This window comes from Micrococcus sp. KRD012 (assembly GCF_017168555.1).
Classification (GTDB): domain Bacteria; phylum Actinomycetota; class Actinomycetes; order Actinomycetales; family Micrococcaceae; genus Micrococcus; species Micrococcus luteus.
Map to the genome: position 1 here is coordinate 107,061 of NZ_JABFBB010000024.1, position 19,496 is coordinate 126,556.

Genomic DNA, 19,496 nt, shown 5'->3' on the forward strand with positions numbered 1-19,496 from the left:
ACGGCGCGGACGTGCTGCTCGAACTGGCCGGTGACGGCGCCGTCCATGGACCAGTGGCCGGAGTTGTGGGGGCGCATGGCCAGCTCGTTCACCTGGAAGCCCGGGCCGACCCCCGGCGTCTCGAACAGCTCGACCGCGAGCATGCCGGTGACGTCCAGCTCCTCGGCGAGGCGGACGGCCGCGGCGGTCGCGGCCGCGGCGACGGCCGGGTCGAGGTCCTGGGCCGGGGCGACCACGAGGTCGCACACGCCGGCCACCTGGACCGAGTCGACGACGGGGTAGACGGCCACCTCACCGGAGGGGGTGCGCGCCACCTGCGCGGAGAGCTCACGGGAGAAGGGGACGAGGGCCTCGGCCAGCAGCGGGGCGATGCCGGCGCCGAGCCACGCGGCCAGGGTGCCGTCCGCCGCGGAGGCGCGGGCGTCGTCGGCGTCCTCGACCTTGAGCACGCCCTTGCCGTCGTAGCCGCCGCGGGCGGTCTTGAGGATCATCGGCCAACCGTGCTCGTCGCCGAAGGCGAGGACGGCCTCGAGGTCGTCGACCGGCGCCCACGCCGGGTTCGGCAGGCCCAGCCGCTCGACGGCGGCGCGCATGACCAGCTTGTCCTGCGCGTGCTGCAGCGCCTCGGGGCCGGGGCGCACGGCGACGCCGGCCTCCTGCAGGGCCCGCAGGTGCTCGGTGGGCACGTGCTCGTGGTCGAAGGTGACCACGTCCACCGTGGCCGCGAACGCGCGCAGGTCCGCGAGGTCCGCGTGGTCGCCGACCACGTGGGGGGCGACCTGGGCCGCTGACGCGTCCGGGGCCTCCGCGAGCACGCGGAAGGGCACGCCGAGCTCCGCGGCCGCGCCCGCCATCATGCGGGCCAGCTGCCCGCCACCGATCACACCGAGTCGAGGGGAAGTCACCCGCACAGGGTAGTCGGACCGGCTGAGAACTCCGTCACGGAGGGGTGGCCGACGCCGGATCCGAGGAGGTCGCGCGCCGGGGGCGCGGCTACAGTGTTCCCCAGCCCTGCGCGGGTCCGCCCCGCGTGCACACCCCCGTCCCGAACCGAGGAGTCCACGCCCATGCTGTCCGATCTCTGGGGCCGCCTGACCGGGATGGTCTCCCTGCTGTGGCGGGAGGTGGCCAAGTTCGGCACCGTCGGTGCGGCCGCGTTCGTGGTGGACTCGCTCGTCTTCTGGTGGATGATGACCGGCCCGCTCGAGGGGTCCAACGTCAAGGCCAAGATCGTGGGCGGCGTCGTCGCCACCCTGTTCAGCTGGGTCGCCAACCGCTACTGGACGTTCCGGGACAAGCGCTCCTCGAACAAGACGCGCGAGCTCGTGATGTTCCTGATCATGAACGCGATCGGGCTGGGGATCCAGGCCGGCTGCGTGGCGATCGCGCAGTACCTGATGGGCGTGACCGACCCGACCGGCCTGTTCATCGCCGGCAACGTGATCGGCCTGTTCTTCGGCACCGTGTTCCGCTACTTCGCCTACCGGTTCTGGGTGTTCAAGGAGGAGCTGGACGTGGAGCCCGGCTTCGTCAACGACCTCGCGATCATCACCGGTCAGATGCCCGTGCTGCGCGAGGAGCAGATGCCTCCGCACGGCCGGCACCGCGCCCCCGACGCCGGGGTCTGAGCGCCCCGGCCTGACCCCGCCGCCCCGTCAGGGGCGCACGGTCACCGCCCGGCCCGCGTCCCACGCCTCCAGCGCGGCTCGCACTCCCGCCCACGTCAGGCGGGGGCGCGGGCCGTCGTCGTCCGGGGCGACGTCGGCCCCGGCCGGGATCGACGCGGGCCGCACGTGATCCACGGGGCCGGGCAGGGCATCCGGCTGGGCGCGGATCTCGGCGGCCACGTCCACGACGGCCGGATCGGCGGCCGGGCCGTCGAGCTCGGGCTCGAGGCCGCGCGGCAGGGCGACGGCGAAGACGGTCATGGACGGGTCCGGCCACGCCTCGGGCCGGTCCGTGAGGACGGCGGCGGGAGAGTCGCCCTCGAGGGCGGGCTCGGCCTCGGCGCAGAGCACGCCGAGGGCGAGGGCGTGGGAGAGCCAGTGGACGGGCAGGTCCAGGGCGACGGCGTCGCCCGCGCCGATGCCCTCGGCGCCGAGCAGGCCCGCGAACTTGGCGGCCCAGTTCACGGTCACGCGGCCCGAGAGCTCGATGCGCTGGTCCACCGCGCCGGGCTCGTCCGGGGCCCCCGGCTCCTGGACGAGCGCGGGCCGCGGGGAGGAGGCGAGGCGGAGCACGAGGGGGCCGGTGGACCGGGGCACGGAGAGGGAGACCATGGGCCCAGTGTGGCACCCGCTCGGTTTGACTCGGCATGAATCACACCGATGTAATGAACCCGGGCCAACGGTCCCGCCAGGAGAGGCCCGCCGGCTTGCCCGGCACCCGCGCGGACCGCATGATCACCCGGCCCACACCGCCACGTCGATCCCGGGAAGAGGCGTCACACATGGAGCAGACCCAGCGAGTCGAGGACACGCACCGGGCCGATCCCGCGCAGACGCCGGCGCCTCGTCCGCGGAGCGTCCCCAGCGACTGGTTCCTGGACCCCGCCGACCCGCAGGCCGACGTCTCCGGTGCGAGCCTCGAGGACCAGGCGACCGCCTTCCTCACCGCCCACGACCTCGACGGCGAGACCGGCACCCCGGCCGCCACCGTCACCGCCCTCTTCCCCGGTGACGCGCGTCCGGTCGAGGCCGTGCCCGTCTCCGCCGACTGGGCCGCCATCCCGGGCGTGACCACCGAGCCCGTCGAGGGCGAGCTGGCCTGGCAGGCGGACGCCCTGTGCGCGCAGACGGACCCCGAGGCGTTCTTCCCGGAGAAGGGCGGCTCCACGCGGGACGCCAAGCGCGTGTGCGAGGCCTGCACCGTCAAGGACGCCTGCCTGGAGTACGCCATGGCGAACGACGAGCGCTTCGGCATCTGGGGCGGGCTCTCCGAGCGCGAGCGTCGCCGCCTGCGCCGCGCCCGCGCCTGACGCGCGGCGCCCGTCCACCGGGCGCGGTGCCCGGCGCGGACCGCCCGGTCCGGGCTCAGCCGCGGCCCCAGCTGGGGTCGAGCACCTGCGGGTCCACGCCCAGCGCCTCGGCGCAACGGCTCAGCGCCACCCCGTAGACGGCCCCCTCGAGGTCGGCCGGGTCGGCCGCGTCCCGCAGCGGCCGCTCGAACAGGGTGATCAGCACCCCGTCCCGGCCCTGCCGCTCGGCCCGCGCGAACAGCGCCTCCTCATCCCGTTCCCGGCCGGCGTGCAGCTCGCGCAGTCGCTCGTCGAGCCGGTCCGGGATGCGCTCCACCCGCGCGGTCACGTGCCGCAGCCCGGGCGCGTCCAGGGAGCCCAGCCGGTCCACCGCCTTCTCGACGGCGGTCAGCAGCGCCTCGCCCCGGCCCCGCTCCGAGCGCGCACCGAACGGGCGCGGATGCCGCAGCCCTCGGCCACGGCGGTCCCGGCCGCCGCGCCCCGCGGGGGAGGAGACGCCGGCTTCGGCCGGGCCGCCCTCGACGCCCGGCTCGGCCCCCGCGGCGTCGCCCGCCCGGAACGGCAGGGGGTCGAGGGGATCGGAGGAGGCGGACGCGGTCATGCGCGCCATGGTAGGCCACCGCCCCGGGCCGTCCGCCGAGTAGGGTGGCGGGCGTGGGACCCATGCGACGCTGCAGCAAGACCGGATGCCAGAGCCCTGCCCTGGCCACGCTGACGTACAACTACGCGGACTCGCAGGTGGTCATCGGGCCCCTGTCGCGCCGGGCGGAGCCGCACACGTACGACCTCTGCGGCGAGCACGCTCGACGCACCACGGCCCCGCGCGGCTGGGAGGTGCTGCGGCTGGAGCTGCCCGAGCACTACGAGGCCGTCGACGCGGACGGCGGCGTGCGCACGGTCCCCACCCGGCCCATGGCCGTCCCGCCGGCCCGCCCCGGGCTGCGCGTGGTGCGTGACGGGGACTGACGCGGCACGTGTCGTGCCGTCCGGGGCCTCGCTAGGCTGGAGGTCATGACTGAGACCTCCGCAGAGTTCCGCACCCCCGACGTCGACCCGGCCTTCGCCAACCGCACCACCGTGCCCGGTGCCTCGTTCGACTTCACGGTCCGGGACCTGTCCCTGGCCGAGGCGGGCCGCCACCAGATCCGCCTGGCCGAGCACGAGATGCCGGGGCTGATGTCCCTGCGCGAGGAGTACGGGGAGGCCCAGCCGCTCAAGGGCGCCCGCATCGCCGGCTCCCTGCACATGACCGTGCAGACCGCCGTGCTCATCGAGACCCTCACCGCCCTCGGCGCCGAGGTCCGGTGGGCCTCCTGCAACATCTTCTCCACGCAGGACGAGGCCGCCGCCGCCGTCGTCGTGGGCTCGGGAACCCCCGAGGACCCGCAGGGCGTGCCGGTGTTCGCCTGGAAGAACGAGTCCCTCGAGGACTACTGGTGGACCGCCTCGCAGATCCTCACCTGGCCGGGCGCGGACGAGGATCCGGAGCGCGGCCCCAACATGATCCTGGACGACGGCGGCGACGCCACCCTGCTGGTGCACAAGGGCGTCGAGTTCGAGGCCGCGGGCGCCGTGCCCAGCGCCACCGAGGACGACCCCGAGGAGTACCGGATCATCCTCGAGACGCTGCGCCGCTCGCTGGCCCGCGACCCGCAGCACTGGACCCGCACCGCCGGCACCCTGCGCGGCGTCTCCGAGGAGACCACCACGGGCGTGCTGCGCCTCTACCAGCTGGCGCAGGAGGGCCGCCTGCTCTTCCCGGCGATCAACGTGAACGACGCCGTGACCAAGTCCAAGTTCGACAACAAGTACGGCATCCGCCACTCCCTGCCGGACGGCATCATGCGCGCCACGGACGTGCTGATCGGCGGCAAGGTCGCCGTGGTCTGCGGCTACGGCGACGTCGGCAAGGGCGCCGCCGAGGCCCTGCGCGGCCAGGGCGCCCGCGTGATCGTCACGGAGATCGACCCGATCTGCGCGCTGCAGGCCGCGATGGACGGCTACCAGGTGGCCCGCCTCGAGGACGTGGTGGGCGAGGGCGACATCTTCGTCACCACCACCGGCGGCAAGGACATCATCATGGCCGAGCACATGGCCGCCATGAAGGACAAGGCCATCGTGGGCAACGTCGGCCACTTCGACAACGAGATCGACATGGCCGGCCTGGCCCGCATCCCCGGCGTCGTGAAGACGGAGATCAAACCGCAGGTCCACGAGTGGACCCTGGACGGCGGCACGGAGGCCGAGCGCAGCATCATCGTGCTCTCCGAGGGCCGCCTGCTGAACCTCGGCAACGCCACCGGCCACCCCTCGTTCGTGATGAGCGCGTCCTTCACCAACCAGGTGATGGCGCAGATCGAGCTCTTCGGCGGCTCCACGGGCACCGGCGCCCTGACCGGCGAGCACTACGAGAAGCGCGTCTACACGCTGCCCAAGGTGCTGGACGAGAAGGTCGCCCGCCTGCACCTGGACGCCCTCGGCGTCGGGCTGACCGAGCTGACCAAGGCCCAGGCCGAGTACCTCGGCGTGGACGTGGCCGGCCCCTTCAAGGCCGACCACTACCGCTACTGATCCCCGGCGCCCGCGGGCGGACGGACCCACTCGAGAGAGGCACGGACATGGCTTCCCATCAGGCCGGCCGCGGGCGCGACGAGCGCGCCGGGGCGGAGGACTTCGAATCCGGGCTGGACTACGGCGCGTTCGTCCAGGACGACGCCGCGGACGACCCGAACCGCACCCAGGCGCTGCCCGCCACGGGCCGGGACGACGACGGCGGCGCCCAGCACACCTCGGCGCTCAGCCCCGAGGACCTCGCCGCGCTGCGCGGCGGGGACGCGGCGGCCGCGGACCGACGCGACGCCGACCGCCCGGCCCCGGACGCCGACCGCGACATCGTCGCCTCCCGGGCCGTGCCCGAGAGCGACCGGCGGCCGCTGCCCGGCGCCGACGAGCTCGGCCCGCTGAGCGCCGCCGTCGGGGCCCGCGCGGCGGGGTCGAGCGCAGCCGCCCCGGTCGACCGCTACCCCGAGGACGGCACCGCCGCCCCCGTGGCGCAGGCGGCGGCCCTGCAGGGCCCCACGCCGGAGGAGCGCGCGCGCCTGCCCAAGGCGGGCCCGCGCCTGGCGCAGGTGCTGCTGGCGATCCTCGCCCCGCTCGCCCTGCTGCTGGCCGCCGTCCGCCTCGTGGCGAGCCCGGTGTTCCTGTGGCTGGAGTACCACCGGCCCGGGTTCCCCGCGGACCGGTTCGGCTTCACCCTCGCCGACCGCATGCACTACGGCTCCGCCGGGCTGGACTACGTGACCAACCTGGCCGGGCCGCGGTACCTCAGCAGCCTCACGCACCAGGGCGCGCCCCTGTTCACCGAGGTCGAGGTCGACCACATGACGGACGTGAAGACCGTGCTGTGGATCGCCACCGCGGCGCTCGTGGTGCTCGTGGTGGTGTGCGCCCTGCTCATCGCGTCCCTGCTGCGCACCAGCCCCGGCGGGGTGCGCCGCGCCCTGTTCGCCGGCGCCGTGTGGCTGCCGCTCGCGGTGATCGCGCTCGCGGTCCTGGCGGTGCTGGGCTGGGAGACGTTCTTCGCCGGGTTCCACTCGCTGTTCTTCGCGGACGGCACGTGGACGTTCTCCGTGCAGGACGCGCTGATCCGCCTGTACCCGAGCCAGTTCTGGATCGACGCCGCCGCCGCGGTGGGCCTCATCAGCCTGCTGACCGCCCTGCTCACGCTCGTCTTCACCTGGCCAACGCGCCGCCGTCGCGAGCGCACCGCGGACCAGCGCAGTGCCTTCGAGTCCACGCGCCTGCGCTGGGCCCGCGAGGAGGACGCGCAGCTGCGGTGACGGGCCGCTGAGGCCCCCGCACGAACGCGCCCCGCCCCCCAGTGATGGGAGGCGGGGCGCGGTGCGTCCGGCGGGTGTGCGGGTCTCAGGAGGACGGGGACCCGTCCACGAACGGGTAGTCCGTGTAGCCGTGCGCCCCGCCCGTGTAGAACGTCGTCGGGTCCGGCTCGTTGAGGGGCAGCCCCTCGCGCCAGCGGCGCGCCAGGTCCGGGTTGGCGATCAGCTCGCGGCCCACGGCCACCGCGTCGGCCAGGCCGTCCTCCACGATCCGGCGGGCCTCCTCCAGGCCCGTGACCGCGCCGAAGCCGCTGTTGAGCACCAGGGGCCCGGAGAAGGACTCGCGCAGGTGCGCCGCGAGGTCACCGGCCACGTCCTGGTGGATGACGGACAGATAGGCCAGGTCCAGGTCGGCGAGGCCGGCCAGGAGAGCGTCGTAGGTGGCCAGGACGTCCGCGCGGTCCTCCTCGATGGTGCCCTGCACGTTGTGCTCGGGGGAGATGCGCAGGGCGGTGCGCTCGGCGCCGATGGCCTGGGCGACGGCGCGCACCACCTCCACGGTGAGGCGCGCCCGGTTCTCGGGGGAGCCGCCGTAGGCGTCCTCGCGGGTGTTGCTGGAGGGCGCCAGGAACTCGTGGAGCAGGTACCCGTTGGCGCCGTGGACCTCCACGCCGTCGAGCCCGGCCTCGACGGCCCGGCGGGCGGCGTCGGCGAATTCGGCCACCACGCGGGGCAGCTCCTCCGTGTCCAGGGCGCTGGGCACCGGCCCCTCCATCTTGCCGCTGAACCCGCGCACCGGCACCCCGGGGGCGATGGCGCTGGGGGCCTCCGGCTCCGCGCCGCGCAGCAGGTCCGGATGGCACATGCGCCCGCCGTGCATGACCTGGACGAACACGTGTCCGCCGGCCTCGTGGACGGCCTGCGCCACGGCACGCCACCCGTCGGTCTGGGCGTCGTCGGCGAGGCCGGTCTGGCCGGGGAACGCCCGGCTGCGGAAGGAGGGGAAGGCGCCCTCGGTGACGAGCAGTCCGGCAGTGGCGCGCTGGGCGTAGTGCTCGGCGTGCAGCTCGGTGGGGACGCCGTCCTCGCCCGCCCTCTGGCGGGTCAGGGGGGCCATGACGATGCGGTTGTCCAGGCGCAGGGCGCCGACGTCCAGGGGGTCGAACAGGGAGGGCACGGTGGTTCCGATCGCTCGGGGAGATGGTCCTCCGCGCCAACCGGCCGCCGCCGGAGGTTATTCCGGAGGCAGGGCATTCCGGCGGCGGGGGTGCGGCGCCCTCCCTCAGCGGCGGTAGAGGGCCTCGACGTCCTCGGCGTGGTCCTCGATCACCTGGGCCCGCTTGAGCTTCTGGGACTGGGTGACGTGCCCGGAGTCCTCGGTGAACGGGTGGTCCAGGATGCGGAAGCGGCGGATGGACTCGGCGCGGGAGACGCCCTCGTTGACCTGGTCCACCGCCTCCTGGATCGAGGCCAGCACGGTGGGGTCCGTCGCGGCCTCGGCCGGAGTGAGCCTGAGCTCGCGGTCCAGGGCCCACTGGGTGAGGGCCTCGGCGTCCAGGGTGATGAGGGCGCCCACGAACGGGCGGTTCTCCCCGACCACCACCACGTGCTCGATGAGCCGGTGCTGGCGCAGCGCCTCCTCCATGGGCGTGGGGTACACGTTCTTGCCGCCGGCGGTGATGATGACGTCCTTCTTGCGGCCGGTGATCCGCAGGAAGCCGTGCTCGTCCAGCGCACCGATGTCCCCGGTGCGGAAGAAGTCGTCCTCCATGGCCTCCGCCGACGCCTTGGGCATGCCGTGGTAGCCGTCGAACACCACGGGGCCGCGGATGAGGATCTCGCCGTCCTCGGCGATCTTCACCGTCACCCCGGCCACGGGCAGGCCCACGGTGCCCACGCGGTGCGCGCCGGGGATGTTCACGGTGGCCGGCGCGGTGGTCTCCGTGAGGCCGTAGCCCTCCACGATCGGGATGCCGGCGCCGCGGAAGAAGTGCACCAGCTCCGGGGAGAGGGCGGACGCGCCGGACACGCACGAGATCACCTCGCCGCCGAGGGCCTCCCGGATCTTGCGGTAGACCAGCCGGTCGAACAGCGCGCGCCGGGCGCGCAGCAGGGCCGAAGGCCCGGGGCCGTCCCCGAACTCGGCCTCGTCCACGGCCGTGGACCACTCGATGGCGGTGCGCTTGGCGGCCGCGTAGATCGGCCCGGTGCCGCCCTTCTGGGCCTTGGCCTCGATGCCGGCCTCGACCTTCTCGAACACGCGCGGCACGGCCAGCAGCCACGTGGGGTGGAAGGAGGCGAGGTCGCCGAGCAGCGTGGCCGGGGAACCGGAGTGGGCCACCTGGATGCGGGCGTACAGGCAGATGACCTGGACGGCGTGGGCGAGCACGTGGGCCAGCGGGAGGAAGAGCAGGGTGCGCGACGTCGTCGTCTCCGGGGACCACTGGACCACCTCGCGCGCGAAGTGCAGCACGTTGATGGCCGCGCCCACGAAGTTGCCGTGCGTGATCACGGCGCCCTTCGGGCGGCCGGTGGTGCCGGAGGTGTAGACGATCGAGGCGGGGCTGGCGAGGGTCGCCAGGGAGCGGGCGTGCTCGACGGCGTCGTCCGACACGAACGCGCCGGCCTCGGCCAGCTCCGCCAGCCCCGCGTCCGTCAGCGGGAACGTCGCCACGTCCACGCCCGCGTGCCCGGCGGCCTCGGCGACGCGCTCGCCGAGCTCCTCGCTGCCGACGGCGACCACCCGCAGGCCCGAGTCCGTGACGATGTGCTCCACCTGGTGGGCCGAGGAGGTCTCGTAGATCGGCACGGAGACGGCGCCGGCGAACCACACGGCCTGGTCGAGGACGGCCCACGCGTAGGAGGTGGGGGAGAACAGGCCCACCCGGTCCCCGGGCTGGACGCCGTGGGCGATGAGGCCGGCCGCCACGGCGCGCACCTGGGTGAGGAACGCGGTGAAGTGGACGTCCACCCAGCCGCCCGCGCCGTTGCGCACGGCGTACACGGGGGCGTCCGGCCGGTCGGCACAGGAGGCGACGATCAGGTCCGTGATGTTGGAGTCCGCCGGCGGCATGCCGACGAGCTCGGTGGCGGACTCATGGACGGGGCTCTGGTTCTGCACGGTCCGAGCGTATCCATTTCCGGGCGTGCGGCGCGCGGTCGGGCACGCCCGCGCCCGGGACGCGGCCGTCAGATCCAGCTGCTGAACCACATCCGCCAGCGCCACTGGTCGTACGAGATGACGTCGCCGATCCAGACGGGCAGGAAGAACAGGGACACGGCGACGGCGATCGTCACGTACGCCAGCACCAGAGCCGAGCCCCAGCGGGGCCCGGGCCGGCGGCCCGGCCGCAGCAGCAGCGAGAGCGCCAGGGCGATCATCATCACGAGGAAGGGCTCGTAGGCGATCGTGTAGAAGAAGAACATGGTCCGCTCGGGCCACAGGAACCACACCAGCTGCCCGGCCGCGTAGGCGCCGAGCAGGGCGCCGGCCCGCCAGTCCCGGTGGCGCACCAGCAGCCAGACGCACACGAGGACGGCGGCCAGGCCCGTCCACCACACGAACGGGTTGGCGATGTCCGTGATGGCCGACGAGCACGCGCCCGCGGCATCCGCCGGGCAGATCCCCTCGCCGGGCTCTGCGCCCTCGTAGTAGTAGCTCACGGGCCGGCCCATGAACGGCCAGGTCCACGGGTTGGCGGCGTAGTCGTGGGGGCTGGTGAGGCCCTGGTGGAAGGTCGTGGACTCCACGTGGTAGTGCCACAGGGAGCGCAGCGGGCCGGGGACCAGCCCGGGGAGCAGGCCCTCCGGCGGGTTGTCCCGGTGCCAGTCCCGGTAGTAGCCGCCCTCCGTGACGAACCAGCCGGTCCACGAGGCCAGGTAGGCGACCAGGCCGCCGCCCACCACGGCCAGGAACGCGTACAGGCCGTCCTTCTCGACGGCGGCCCACGCCCAGCGCCGCACCCCGGCGGTCCGGCGCGCGGACATGTCCCACAGGACCGTGAGCAGGCCGAAGGCCGCCATGAACGCCAGCCCGGAGAGCTTCACGGCGCAGCCGGCGCCCAGCAGCACGCCCGCCAGCAGTCGCCACGGGCGCCAGCCGAGCCACGGCCCGCTGGCCAGGGCGTCGCGTCCCCGCCGGGCGACGTCGTGGGCGAGCCGCTCCGCGAGCAGCCGCCGCCCGTGCACGCGGTCCGCCAGCAGGGCGGCGAAGGCCGCGAGCACGAAGAACGAGAGGAAGATGTCCAGCAGCCCGATGCGGGACATCACCAGGTGGTGGCCCTCCACGGCCAGCAGCAGCCCGGCGACCGCGCCCAGGGACACCGAGCGCAGCAGGTGCTGCGTGGCGAGGGCGACCAGCAGGACGGACAGCGTGCCGGCCACCGCGGCACTGAATCGCCAGCCCACCCCGTTGTCCGGGCCGAACGCGAGCATGCCCAGGCCGATCAGCCACTTGCCCAGCGGCGGGTGCACCACGTAGGCGGCCCCCTCGAGCGGCTCCGCCTCGCCGCGGGCGAACGCGTCGTTGACGTCCTCGTCCCACCGCCGCTCGTAGCCGGACTCCAGGAGGGAGTAGGCGTCCTTGGGGTAGTAGGTCTCGTCGAAGATCAGCTGGTCCGGGTGGGCCAGGTTCGTGAACCGCAGGACGCCGGCGATCGCCGTGACCAGCAACGGCAGGATCCAGTGCCACCGCGTCAGGGGCGCCGCACTCACCCCGAGGCGGGCGCGCAGGGCGGCGACGCCGAAGGGGCCGTCGTCGACCGCGACGGCGGCGGGGCGGGAGGCGAGGGCGGTGGCGGGCACGGGCTCCATGCTAGGTGTTGTGGGTCATGAGGTTCTTGCCACGAGGCGCCGGCTGAGATGAGACGAGTGGGCCTCTCCCGCAGGATGGAAGTTCCTACACCACCCACCTGCCAGAAGAGACCCACTCATGACTCACGCTAACGCACCCCTGACCCCCACCGGCCGACTCAGGATGGTCCACCGCCACCTGCACGACGGGATCCCGCAGGCACACGTGGCCGCCGAGTTCCGGGTGAGCCGGCCCACGGTGGCCACCTGGGTCGCCCGCTACCGCGCCCAGGGAGAAGCCGGCCTTCAGGACCTGCCCAGCCGGCCGCACCGTTCACCTGCCCAGCTCGATCCGGTCTTGGTCGCCCAGATCCACGCCCTGCGGCGGGAGCGCAAGTGGTCCGCACGGCGCATCCATCACCACCTCGTCTCCGAGGGCCACCGGGTGTGTCTTCGTACCGTGGGACGGTGGCTGCACCGACTCGGGATCTCCCGCCTACGGGACCTGACCCCGGCCGGAGAAGACCTGCGCCAACGACCCCAGAAGATCACCGCGAGAGGGCCGGGGCACATGGTGCACCTGGATGTGAAGAAGATCGGGAAGATCCCAGACGGGGGCGGCTGGCGCACCCACGGACGTGAAAGTGAAGCAGGCCGTGCTTCCAAGCGCGGGCCTGGCCGGCGGGTCGGCTACACCTACCTGCACTCGGCGATCGACGGGTACACCCGCCTGGCCTACACCGAGGCGTTGGAGGACGAGCGGGCGGCCACGACCGTGAGCTTCTACTGCCGGGCGCGGGCGTTCTTCGCCGCCCACGGCATCACCGTGGACCGGGTGATCACGGACAACGGAAACAACTACCGGGCTGCGGACTTCACCGCGAAGGTGGTCTCGCTCGGAGGCCGGCATCACCGGATCCGACCCTACACCCCGCGCCATAACGGGAAGGTCGAGCGGTACAACCGGCTGATGGTCGATGAGGTCCTCTACGCCCGCCCCTACACCTCAGAGCAAGCTCGGCGTGAGGCCCTGGCGGTGTGGGTGAACCACTACAACTACCATCGGCCTCATACCTCCTGCGGGGACGCTCCTCCGGCCTCGTTGGCACCGGCCCGAGTCAACAACGTCATGCCCTCCTACAGCTAGGCGGCGGGGTGCACGGCGAGACGTGCACGGTGGCCGGGGCCGTAGGCTCGGGGCAGCCGTCCGTCCGTCGAAAGGTCGTCCCATGCCCGAGGGCCGCATCGTCCTGGCCGCCACCCCCATCGGCAACCTCGGGGACGCGTCCGCGCGCCTGCGTGAGCTGCTGGCGGAGGCGGATGTGATCGCCGCGGAGGACACCAGGACCGCGCGGCGCCTGTGCGCCGGTCTGGGCGTCACCCCGGCGGGCAGGGTGGTGGCCCATCACGAGCACAACGAGGCGGCCTCCACCCAGGGGCTGCTGGACCAGGTGCGGGGCGGTGCCACGGTGGCGGTGGTCTCGGACGCGGGCATGCCCACGGTCTCGGACCCGGGGTACCGGCTCGTGGCGGCCGCGGTGTCCGCAGGGCTGCCCGTGACGTGTGCGCCCGGCCCCTCCGCCGTGACCACCGCGCTCGCCCTGTCCGGCCTGCCGACGGACCGGTTCGCCTTCGACGGCTTCGTCCCTCGCAAGGACGGGGAACGACGGCGATGGCTCACCTCCCTGCTGACCGAGGCCCGCACGGTGGCCGCCTTCGAATCGCCGCAGCGTCTGGCGGACGCGCTGGCCGTCGTCGTGGAGGTCCTCGGACCGGAGCGGCCGGTGTGCGTGGCCCGCGAGCTCACCAAGCTGCACGAGGAGGTGGTGCGCGGCACCGCGGCCGAAGTGCATGCCTGGGCTGCGGAGCGGCACGCGGGGGAGGGGATCCGCGGGGAGATCGTGCTGGTGATCGGGCCGCCCGCGCCCGGCGCCGAGGGGGAGTCGTCCGAGGCGGACGCCGTCGCCGAGGTGGCGGTGCTGGTGGAGTCCGGCACCCGGCTCAAGGAGGCCGTGGCCGCGGTGGCCGGAGCCCACGGGATGCGGAGCCGGGAGCTCTATCAGGCGGTGCTCGCTGCCCGGGGCTGAGGGGCCCACACGCGGTTAAGGTTTGACTGTGACCGCACCGCCCCTGCACCCGCCCGCCCGTGATCGCTCCCCGCGCCGTTCCCTCGGCGCCGCTCTGGCTGGCAGGGACAACGCGCTCAACTTCGTCCGCCTCGTGCTCGCCTCCTCGGTGATCATCGGTCATACCTGGCCTCTGGGAGGCTTCGGTTCCTCGGCGTGGGAGGGAATCAGCGGCGCGGCCGTCAACGGGTTCTTCGTGATCTCGGGCTACCTCGTTGCTGGCTCTCGTGTCCGGGGCGCATTCGCGCCGTACCTCTGGCGCCGTGCCCTACGCATCCTGCCGGCGTTCTGGGTGTGCCTATTGCTCGTCGCCTTCGTCTTCGCACCGGTAAGTCTGCTGTTCACTGGCGGTTCCTACGACCTGGGCTCCGCACTCGCGTACGTCGGGCGCAATGCCGGGCTGTGGATCAGCCAGTGGGGTGTTGATGGCACGCTGGAGAATGTCCCCTATGCGGGCGCGTGGAACGGTTCTCTCTGGACCCTCGCGTACGAATTCGCTGCCTACCTTGCCGCCGGCGCTCTCCTCACGTTGCCCTTCGTCCGGCGCCGTCCGGTTCCCTGGATAGCGCTGGCCCTGGCAGCCCTCTTGATCGTCCAGGTGTTTGCACGTGGGCCACTAGACGTGACGACGAACATCTATCTGCACATCATGCGCTTGGGAGGGTTCTTCCTCGCGGGAATGCTCCTGTGGGCACTGCGCGACCGCCTGCGCGTCAGCGCTCTATGGGGTGTGCTCTCGATCGTGACGGTGGTGATGTGTTCCCAACTGCCCGAGCCGTTCTACTACTCGCTCGCTGCCGTGCCCATGGCCTACGCGATGCTCTGGCTGGGGGCTGCGCTGCCGGTCCGGGTCGGTGCGGTCAATGACATTTCCTACGGCATCTACATCTATGCGTTCCCCGTGCAGCAGCTTCTCGCTGCGGCGGGTGCTCCAGGCATGCTGGGCTTCTGGGGCTACGCCGTGGTTGCATGGCTGCTGACCCTTCCGCTGGCATGGGCGTCCTGGACCCTCGTAGAGCGGCCCGCGATGCGCTGGAAGTACCTTGTCCCTGGCTCGAAGCCCTTGGAAGGGGCGGGGCACCTCCACGTCGCGCGCGAGGGGCGCCATCTGGCTCAACGTCATGCGGCGGTGGAGTGAACTAAGGCGCGGCCTGCCTGGCTAGGATCAGCCGTGGAGCCGCTGCCGACCGCCGCCGGACGGCGTCGGAATACCCGTGCCCGTCCACCCGTTCCCCTGAGGGACGCGGGGCGCGCCGCCTCCGACCACCGACCCCGAAAGAGGTGCATCATGACCGTGACCGCTGAGCGCGAGAAGGCGCTGCTGGAGTCCGTCCCCACCGGCCTACTGATCGACGGCGAGTGGCGCGATGCCTCCTCCGGCAAGACCTTCGACGTGAAGGACCCGGCCACCGGCAAGGTCATCGCGAGCCTGCAGGACGCGAACTCCGACGACGCCATGGCCGCCTTCGACGCCGCCTGCGCCGCGCAGGCCGATTGGGCCCGCACCCCGGCCAAGGAGCGCGCCGACATCCTGCGCCGCGCCTACGACCTGATCAACGAGCGCGCCGAGGACTTCGCGCTGCTGATGACCCTCGAGATGGGCAAGCCGCTCGCCGAGGCCCGCGGCGAGGTCACGTACGGCAACGGCTTCCTGCGCTGGTTCTCCGAGGAGGCCGGCCGCCACTACGGCCGCACCCTCACCGTGCCCGAGGGCACCCTGCGCATGCAGGTGCACCATCGCCCGGTGGGCCCGTGCCTGCTGATCACCCCGTGGAACTTCCCGCTGGCCATGGCCACCCGCAAGGTGGGCCCCGCCGTCGCCGCCGGCTGCACCATGGTCCTCAAGGCCGCCAAGCTGACCCCGCTGACCACCCAGCTGTTCGCGCAGGTGATGCAGGAGGCCGGCCTGCCCAAGGGCGTGCTCAACGTCGTGGCGGGCTCCTCCGCCTCGTCGATCTCCAGCCCGATCCTGCAGGACCGGCGGCTGCGCAAGGTGTCCTTCACCGGCTCCACCCCGGTCGGTGTGCGCCTCATGAAGGACGCGGCGGACAACGTGCTGCGCACCTCCATGGAGCTCGGCGGCAACGCCCCGCTCATCGTCTTCGAGGACGCGGACCTGGACGCCGCCGTCGAGGGCGCCTTCGCCGCGAAGATGCGCAACATGGGCGAGGCCTGCACCGCCGCCAACCGCTTCCTCGTGCACGAGGACGTGGCCGAGGAGTTCACGCAGAAGTTCGTGGCCAAGCTCGAGGCGCTCAAGCCCCTGCGCGGCACCGACCCGGAGTCCACCCTCGGCCCGATCGTGGACGAGGGCGCGCGCGACGATATCGACCAGCTCGTCCAGGACGCCGTGGCGGCCGGCGGCGAGGTGCTCACCGGCGGCCACAAGATCGAGGGCGACGGCTACTTCTACGCGCCGACCGCGATCAAGGTGGAGAAGGGCAACCCGATCCTCCAGCAGGAGATCTTCGGCCCCGTGGCCCCGATCGTGACCTTCTCCTCCGAGGAGGAGGCCATCGAGATGGCCAACGACACCGAGTACGGCCTCGCCTCCTACGTGTTCACGAAGGATCAGGCCCGGATGTACCGCGTGGCCGAGAGCATCGAGTTCGGCCTCATGGGCTACAACGTGGGCGTCATCTCCAACCCGGCCGCGCCGTTCGGCGGCGTGAAGCAGTCGGGCCTGGGCCGCGAGGGCGGCGCCGAGGGCATCGAGGAGTACACCTCGGTGCAGTACATCGGCATCGCCGACCCGTGGGCGGCCACGAAGGCCTGACCTCTTCGCCGCGCCGTTCCCTCCGGGGGCGGTATCGGGTGGTATCCGACGTGGATACCACCCGATACCGCCCCCGAGGCGTGTCGGGAGGCCGGGCTCGGCTCCCTAGAGTGGGGTGCATGGCCCACGCATCCGAGACCCCGCTCGCCTACCGCGCCCCCGCCCCGCAGCCGGACGACGACGGCGGCCCGCGCCGGGACGCCCGCGAGGAGAAGTCGGGCCGCAAGCGTCGTCTCGAGTACCCGCCCGCACCCGAGCCGCTGCCGGTGCCCGTCGTGGACAACCACACGCACCTCGACTTCCGCGACGGCCTGGTCCGCGTGGACGTCCACCAGGCGATGGACGCGGCGGAGGCCGTGGGCGTGACCGGCGCGGTCCAGGTGGGCTGCGACGTCGCCTCGGCCCGGTTCACGATCGCGGCGATCGAGGCCGAGCCCCGCCTGCTCGGCGCCGTGGCGCTGCACCCCAACGATGCGGCCCGCCTGGCCGAGCGCGGCGAGTTCGAGGAGGCGTTCGCGCAGATCGCGGAGCTCGCCCGCCACCCCCGCGTGCGCGCGGTGGGAGAGACGGGCCTCGACTACTTCCGGACGCAGGACGAGGCCGGCCACGCGGCGCAGCAGGAGTCCTTCCGCCGGCACATCCGACTCGCCCGCGAACTCGGCACGGTCCTGCAGATCCACGACCGGGACGCGCACGACGACGTCGTCCGGATCCTGCTCGAGGAGGCGGCCGACGGCGGGCTGCCCCCGCACGTGGTGTTCCACTGCTTCTCCGGCGGCCCCGATCTGGCCCGCACGTGCGCCGAGCACGGCTGGCACATGTCCTTCGCCGGCCCCGTCACCTTCAAGGCCAACGACGAGCTGCGCGAGGCGCTGCGGATCGCCCCGGCCGAGCTGCTGCTCGTGGAGACGGACGCGCCCTTCCTCACGCCGCATCCGCATCGGGGCCGCCCCAACGCGCCCTACCTGGTCCCGGTCACACTGCGGGGCATGGCGGAAACGCGCGGAGACGACGTGGCGGCCCTCGCCCGCGCGGTGAGCGAGAACACCGCCCGGGTGTACGGGGCGTTCTAAGCCGATCCAGACCCGGCCCCTAGGATGAGCGACGTGCTGACCCGACTCCTCAAAGCCCGGCTGCCCGAGGGAACGCAGTACCTGGTGGACCGCCCCATGCGGATCCGCCTCGTGTTCGTGGTCCTCGGGTCCGTCCTCGTGGCCGGCCTCGAGATGGTGGCGCTCGCCTCGATCATCCCGCTGGTCAGCCTGCTGACCTCGGGGGAGCTGGGCTCCCCGGCGCTCGAAGGGCTGCTGGCCCGGTTCGGGGCCGTGACGGTGCCGGAGCAGACGGTGGCCTTCGCCGTCGTGATCGTGGTGGCCTTCCTGCTCAAGGCGATCCTGGTGCTCGCGTTCCGCTGGTGGACCATGGGGTTCACCAACCAGAACCTCATCCGCACGTCCGCCACGCTGCTGCGCTACTACCTGCGGGCCGACTACGGCCTGCACCTGACGCGCACGGTCGGCACCCTGGTCAACAACGTGACCGGCACCTCCAGCATGGCGTACACGGGCGTGGTGAACGCGTCCGTCACATTCCTCACGGAGTCCGTGACGCTCGTCGCGGTGGCGGTCGTGGTGGGCGTCTCCATGCCGCTGACGGGGCTCGGGATGGCCCTGTACTTCCTCGCCGTCGCCTGGGTGATCAAGACGGTGATCCGCCGCCCGGCCTCGCGTCTGGGCTGGGCCCTGGTGACCTCGGGGGAGCGGGCCAACACGGCGGCGCTGCAGGGCCTGGAGAACTACAAGGACGTGAAGATCCGCGGCAACGACTCGGCCTTCATGGAGGAGTACCGGGCCGCCCGCGCGGAGAGCGCGGAAGCCACGCGGCTCAAGATGATCCTCACGATGATGCCGCGCTACGTGCTCGAGGTCGCCTTCGTGGCCGCCATCGCGGCGCTCGTGGCCGTGGCCTTCATCCAGGGTCGTGGCGGGGAGGCGTTCGGCTCGCTCGCCCTGCTCGCGATGGCCGGCTTCCGTGTGCTGCCGTCCATGGCCGCGCTCATGGCCACCACCAACGAGATCCGCACCTCCTGGCCGGCCTTCGAGCGCACGACGGCGGAGCTCGCCGCCGCGCAGCCGGTCCTGCACGCGGCGGACCGGCCCTACGAGCGCGTCACGTTCGAGGAGGCCATCGAGGTGCGGGACGCGTCCTTCACCTACCCCGGCAAGACCGAGCCGGTCCTGCGCGACATCGACCTGCGCATCCCCTTCGGGTCCTCGTACGCCTTCGTGGGCGGCAGCGGTGCCGGCAAGACCACCCTGGTGGACCTGGTCATCGGCTTCCACCACGCCCAGCGCGGTGGGGTCTACGTGGACGGGGTGGAGCTCGAGGCCAACCCGCGGGGGTGGTGGGACAACGTGGCGTTCGTCCCGCAGTCCGTCACCGTGGTCAACGGGACGGTGCTGCACAACGTGCTCCTGGACGTCGAGGCCGCCCAGACGGCGGACCGGGCCGAGGTGGAGCGGGTGCTGCGCGAAGCCCAGCTGGGGCAGTGGCTGGACGAGCTCCCCGACGGCCTGGACACCGTGATCGGCGAAGGGGCCGTGGGCGTCTCCGGCGGCCAGCGCCAGCGCCTGGGCATCGCGCGCGCGCTCTTCCGGCGCCCCCGCCTCCTCGTGCTCGACGAGGCGACGTCGGCCCTCGACAACCTCACGGAACGCCGGGTCACCGAGGTGATCGAGTCGCTGCGCGGACGGATCACGGTCATCGTGGTCGCCCACCGTCTCTCCACGGTCAAGCGCTGCGATCAGATCGTGCTGATGGACCAGGGGCGGATCATCGGCCAGGGCACGTTCGCCGGGCTGCAGGAGACGAGCCCCGAGTTCCGCGAGCTCGTCCGGCTCGGTGACCTCTCCACCTGAGCGGAGCTCGCGCCGCTGCGCCCCCGTTACCCTGTCCAGCGCCCCGATAGACTCGCGGGCATGGTCCAGCCC

At 72.9% G+C, this 19,496-nt stretch carries 17 protein-coding genes; 11 read left to right on the forward strand and 6 right to left on the reverse strand.

The window, feature by feature from the left end; translation table 11 throughout:
* A partial coding sequence (locus J1M37_RS10430) for a 5-(carboxyamino)imidazole ribonucleotide synthase (RefSeq protein WP_206452642.1) occupies positions 1 to 905 on the reverse strand: 905 nt, incomplete at its 3' end.
* A gap of 162 nt (positions 906 to 1,067) precedes the next feature.
* Between J1M37_RS10430 and J1M37_RS10435 the strand changes: the two genes are divergently transcribed.
* Positions 1,068 to 1,628: a GtrA family protein gene (locus tag J1M37_RS10435; RefSeq protein WP_206452578.1), complete on the forward strand. Its 561-nt coding sequence runs from the start codon at positions 1,068 to 1,070 to the stop codon at positions 1,626 to 1,628.
* A gap of 27 nt (positions 1,629 to 1,655) precedes the next feature.
* On the opposite strand, the gene J1M37_RS10440 is transcribed toward J1M37_RS10435, so the two are convergent.
* A complete protein-coding gene (locus tag J1M37_RS10440) occupies positions 1,656 to 2,279 on the reverse strand; it encodes a hypothetical protein (protein ID WP_206452579.1) in 624 nt (207 codons plus the stop codon).
* 170 nt (positions 2,280 to 2,449) lie between these two features.
* Between J1M37_RS10440 and J1M37_RS10445 the strand changes: the two genes are divergently transcribed.
* The gene (locus J1M37_RS10445) at positions 2,450 to 2,977 is read left to right on the forward strand and encodes a WhiB family transcriptional regulator (RefSeq protein WP_206452580.1); all 528 of its coding nucleotides are present in this window, start codon (positions 2,450 to 2,452) and stop codon (positions 2,975 to 2,977) included.
* A gap of 55 nt (positions 2,978 to 3,032) precedes the next feature.
* Here the strand turns inward: J1M37_RS10445 and J1M37_RS10450 are convergent, their stop codons facing one another.
* Positions 3,033 to 3,578, reverse strand: a complete 546-nt coding sequence (locus J1M37_RS10450) for a hypothetical protein (protein WP_020628240.1) — start codon at positions 3,576 to 3,578, stop codon at positions 3,033 to 3,035.
* Between the two features lie 62 nt (positions 3,579 to 3,640).
* Here J1M37_RS10450 and J1M37_RS10455 point away from each other — a divergent pair, with 62 nt between their 5' ends.
* The 3 genes from J1M37_RS10455 to J1M37_RS10465 are packed head-to-tail and all read left to right on the forward strand — an operon-like array spanning position 3,641 to position 6,816.
* The gene (locus tag J1M37_RS10455; RefSeq protein ID WP_020628239.1) at positions 3,641 to 3,943 is read left to right on the forward strand and encodes a DUF3499 family protein; all 303 of its coding nucleotides are present in this window, start codon (positions 3,641 to 3,643) and stop codon (positions 3,941 to 3,943) included.
* 45 nt (positions 3,944 to 3,988) lie between these two features.
* A complete protein-coding gene (gene ahcY / locus J1M37_RS10460; RefSeq protein ID WP_241251024.1) occupies positions 3,989 to 5,548 on the forward strand; it encodes an adenosylhomocysteinase in 1,560 nt (519 codons plus the stop codon).
* Between the two features lie 47 nt (positions 5,549 to 5,595).
* Positions 5,596 to 6,816 carry a DUF1461 domain-containing protein gene (locus J1M37_RS10465; RefSeq protein WP_122053994.1) on the forward strand — a complete coding sequence of 407 codons (1,221 nt, stop codon included), beginning with the start codon at positions 5,596 to 5,598 and terminating at the stop codon, positions 6,814 to 6,816.
* 85 nt (positions 6,817 to 6,901) lie between these two features.
* Here the strand turns inward: J1M37_RS10465 and J1M37_RS10470 are convergent, their stop codons facing one another.
* The 3 genes from J1M37_RS10470 to J1M37_RS10480 all read right to left on the reverse strand — a co-directional run bounded on the left by J1M37_RS10470 (position 6,902) and on the right by J1M37_RS10480 (position 11,616).
* Positions 6,902 to 7,990 (reverse strand): alkene reductase, encoded by a 1,089-nt coding sequence (locus J1M37_RS10470; protein WP_002854482.1) that lies wholly within the window; start codon positions 7,988 to 7,990, stop codon positions 6,902 to 6,904.
* Positions 7,991 to 8,095: 105 nt separating this feature from the next.
* Positions 8,096 to 9,934, reverse strand: a complete 1,839-nt coding sequence (locus tag J1M37_RS10475) for an AMP-binding protein (protein WP_206452581.1) — start codon at positions 9,932 to 9,934, stop codon at positions 8,096 to 8,098.
* Positions 9,935 to 10,002: 68 nt separating this feature from the next.
* Positions 10,003 to 11,616, reverse strand: coding sequence for a phospholipid carrier-dependent glycosyltransferase (locus J1M37_RS10480; RefSeq protein WP_206452582.1), 1,614 nt, complete (start codon positions 11,614 to 11,616; stop codon positions 10,003 to 10,005).
* A 127-nt stretch (positions 11,617 to 11,743) separates the two neighbouring features.
* Between J1M37_RS10480 and J1M37_RS10485 the strand changes: the two genes are divergently transcribed.
* The 6 genes from J1M37_RS10485 to J1M37_RS10510 all read left to right on the forward strand — a co-directional run bounded on the left by J1M37_RS10485 (position 11,744) and on the right by J1M37_RS10510 (position 19,424).
* Positions 11,744 to 12,751, forward strand: coding sequence for an IS481 family transposase (locus J1M37_RS10485; RefSeq protein WP_095695104.1), 1,008 nt, complete (start codon positions 11,744 to 11,746; stop codon positions 12,749 to 12,751).
* A gap of 82 nt (positions 12,752 to 12,833) precedes the next feature.
* Positions 12,834 to 13,691: a 16S rRNA (cytidine(1402)-2'-O)-methyltransferase gene (gene rsmI / locus J1M37_RS10490; RefSeq protein WP_206452583.1), complete on the forward strand. Its 858-nt coding sequence runs from the start codon at positions 12,834 to 12,836 to the stop codon at positions 13,689 to 13,691.
* A gap of 28 nt (positions 13,692 to 13,719) precedes the next feature.
* A complete protein-coding gene (locus J1M37_RS10495; RefSeq protein ID WP_206452584.1) occupies positions 13,720 to 14,868 on the forward strand; it encodes an acyltransferase family protein in 1,149 nt (382 codons plus the stop codon).
* A gap of 150 nt (positions 14,869 to 15,018) precedes the next feature.
* On the forward strand, positions 15,019 to 16,506 hold the full coding sequence (locus J1M37_RS10500) for an NAD-dependent succinate-semialdehyde dehydrogenase (protein ID WP_036316357.1): 1,488 nt from the start codon (positions 15,019 to 15,021) through the stop codon (positions 16,504 to 16,506).
* Between the two features lie 119 nt (positions 16,507 to 16,625).
* Entirely contained in the window at positions 16,626 to 17,579 is a 954-nt protein-coding gene (locus J1M37_RS10505) for a TatD family hydrolase (RefSeq protein ID WP_206452585.1), read from the forward strand.
* 24 nt (positions 17,580 to 17,603) lie between these two features.
* The gene (locus J1M37_RS10510; RefSeq protein WP_241251027.1) at positions 17,604 to 19,424 is read left to right on the forward strand and encodes an ABC transporter ATP-binding protein; all 1,821 of its coding nucleotides are present in this window, start codon (positions 17,604 to 17,606) and stop codon (positions 19,422 to 19,424) included.
* Positions 19,425 to 19,496: the final 72 nt, after the last annotated feature.

Bases quoted from the DNA above. Each gene is read 5' to 3' on its own strand.
- J1M37_RS10510 (WP_241251027.1), top strand. From the start codon at position 17,604: ATGAGCGACGTGCTGACCCGACTCCTCAAAGCCCGGCTGCCCGAGGGA.
- J1M37_RS10440 (WP_206452579.1), bottom strand. From the start codon at position 2,279: ATGGTCTCCCTCTCCGTGCCCCGGTCCACCGGCCCCCTCGTGCTCCGC.
- J1M37_RS10450 (WP_020628240.1), bottom strand. From the start codon at position 3,578: ATGACCGCGTCCGCCTCCTCCGATCCCCTCGACCCCCTGCCGTTCCGG.
- rsmI (WP_206452583.1), top strand. From the start codon at position 12,834: ATGCCCGAGGGCCGCATCGTCCTGGCCGCCACCCCCATCGGCAACCTC.
- J1M37_RS10505 (WP_206452585.1), top strand. From the start codon at position 16,626: ATGGCCCACGCATCCGAGACCCCGCTCGCCTACCGCGCCCCCGCCCCG.
- ahcY (WP_241251024.1), top strand. From the start codon at position 3,989: ATGACTGAGACCTCCGCAGAGTTCCGCACCCCCGACGTCGACCCGGCC.
- J1M37_RS10465 (WP_122053994.1), top strand. From the start codon at position 5,596: ATGGCTTCCCATCAGGCCGGCCGCGGGCGCGACGAGCGCGCCGGGGCG.
- J1M37_RS10455 (WP_020628239.1), top strand. From the start codon at position 3,641: ATGCGACGCTGCAGCAAGACCGGATGCCAGAGCCCTGCCCTGGCCACG.
- J1M37_RS10445 (WP_206452580.1), top strand. From the start codon at position 2,450: ATGGAGCAGACCCAGCGAGTCGAGGACACGCACCGGGCCGATCCCGCG.
- J1M37_RS10485 (WP_095695104.1), top strand. From the start codon at position 11,744: ATGACTCACGCTAACGCACCCCTGACCCCCACCGGCCGACTCAGGATG.
- J1M37_RS10500 (WP_036316357.1), top strand. From the start codon at position 15,019: ATGACCGTGACCGCTGAGCGCGAGAAGGCGCTGCTGGAGTCCGTCCCC.
- J1M37_RS10435 (WP_206452578.1), top strand. From the start codon at position 1,068: ATGCTGTCCGATCTCTGGGGCCGCCTGACCGGGATGGTCTCCCTGCTG.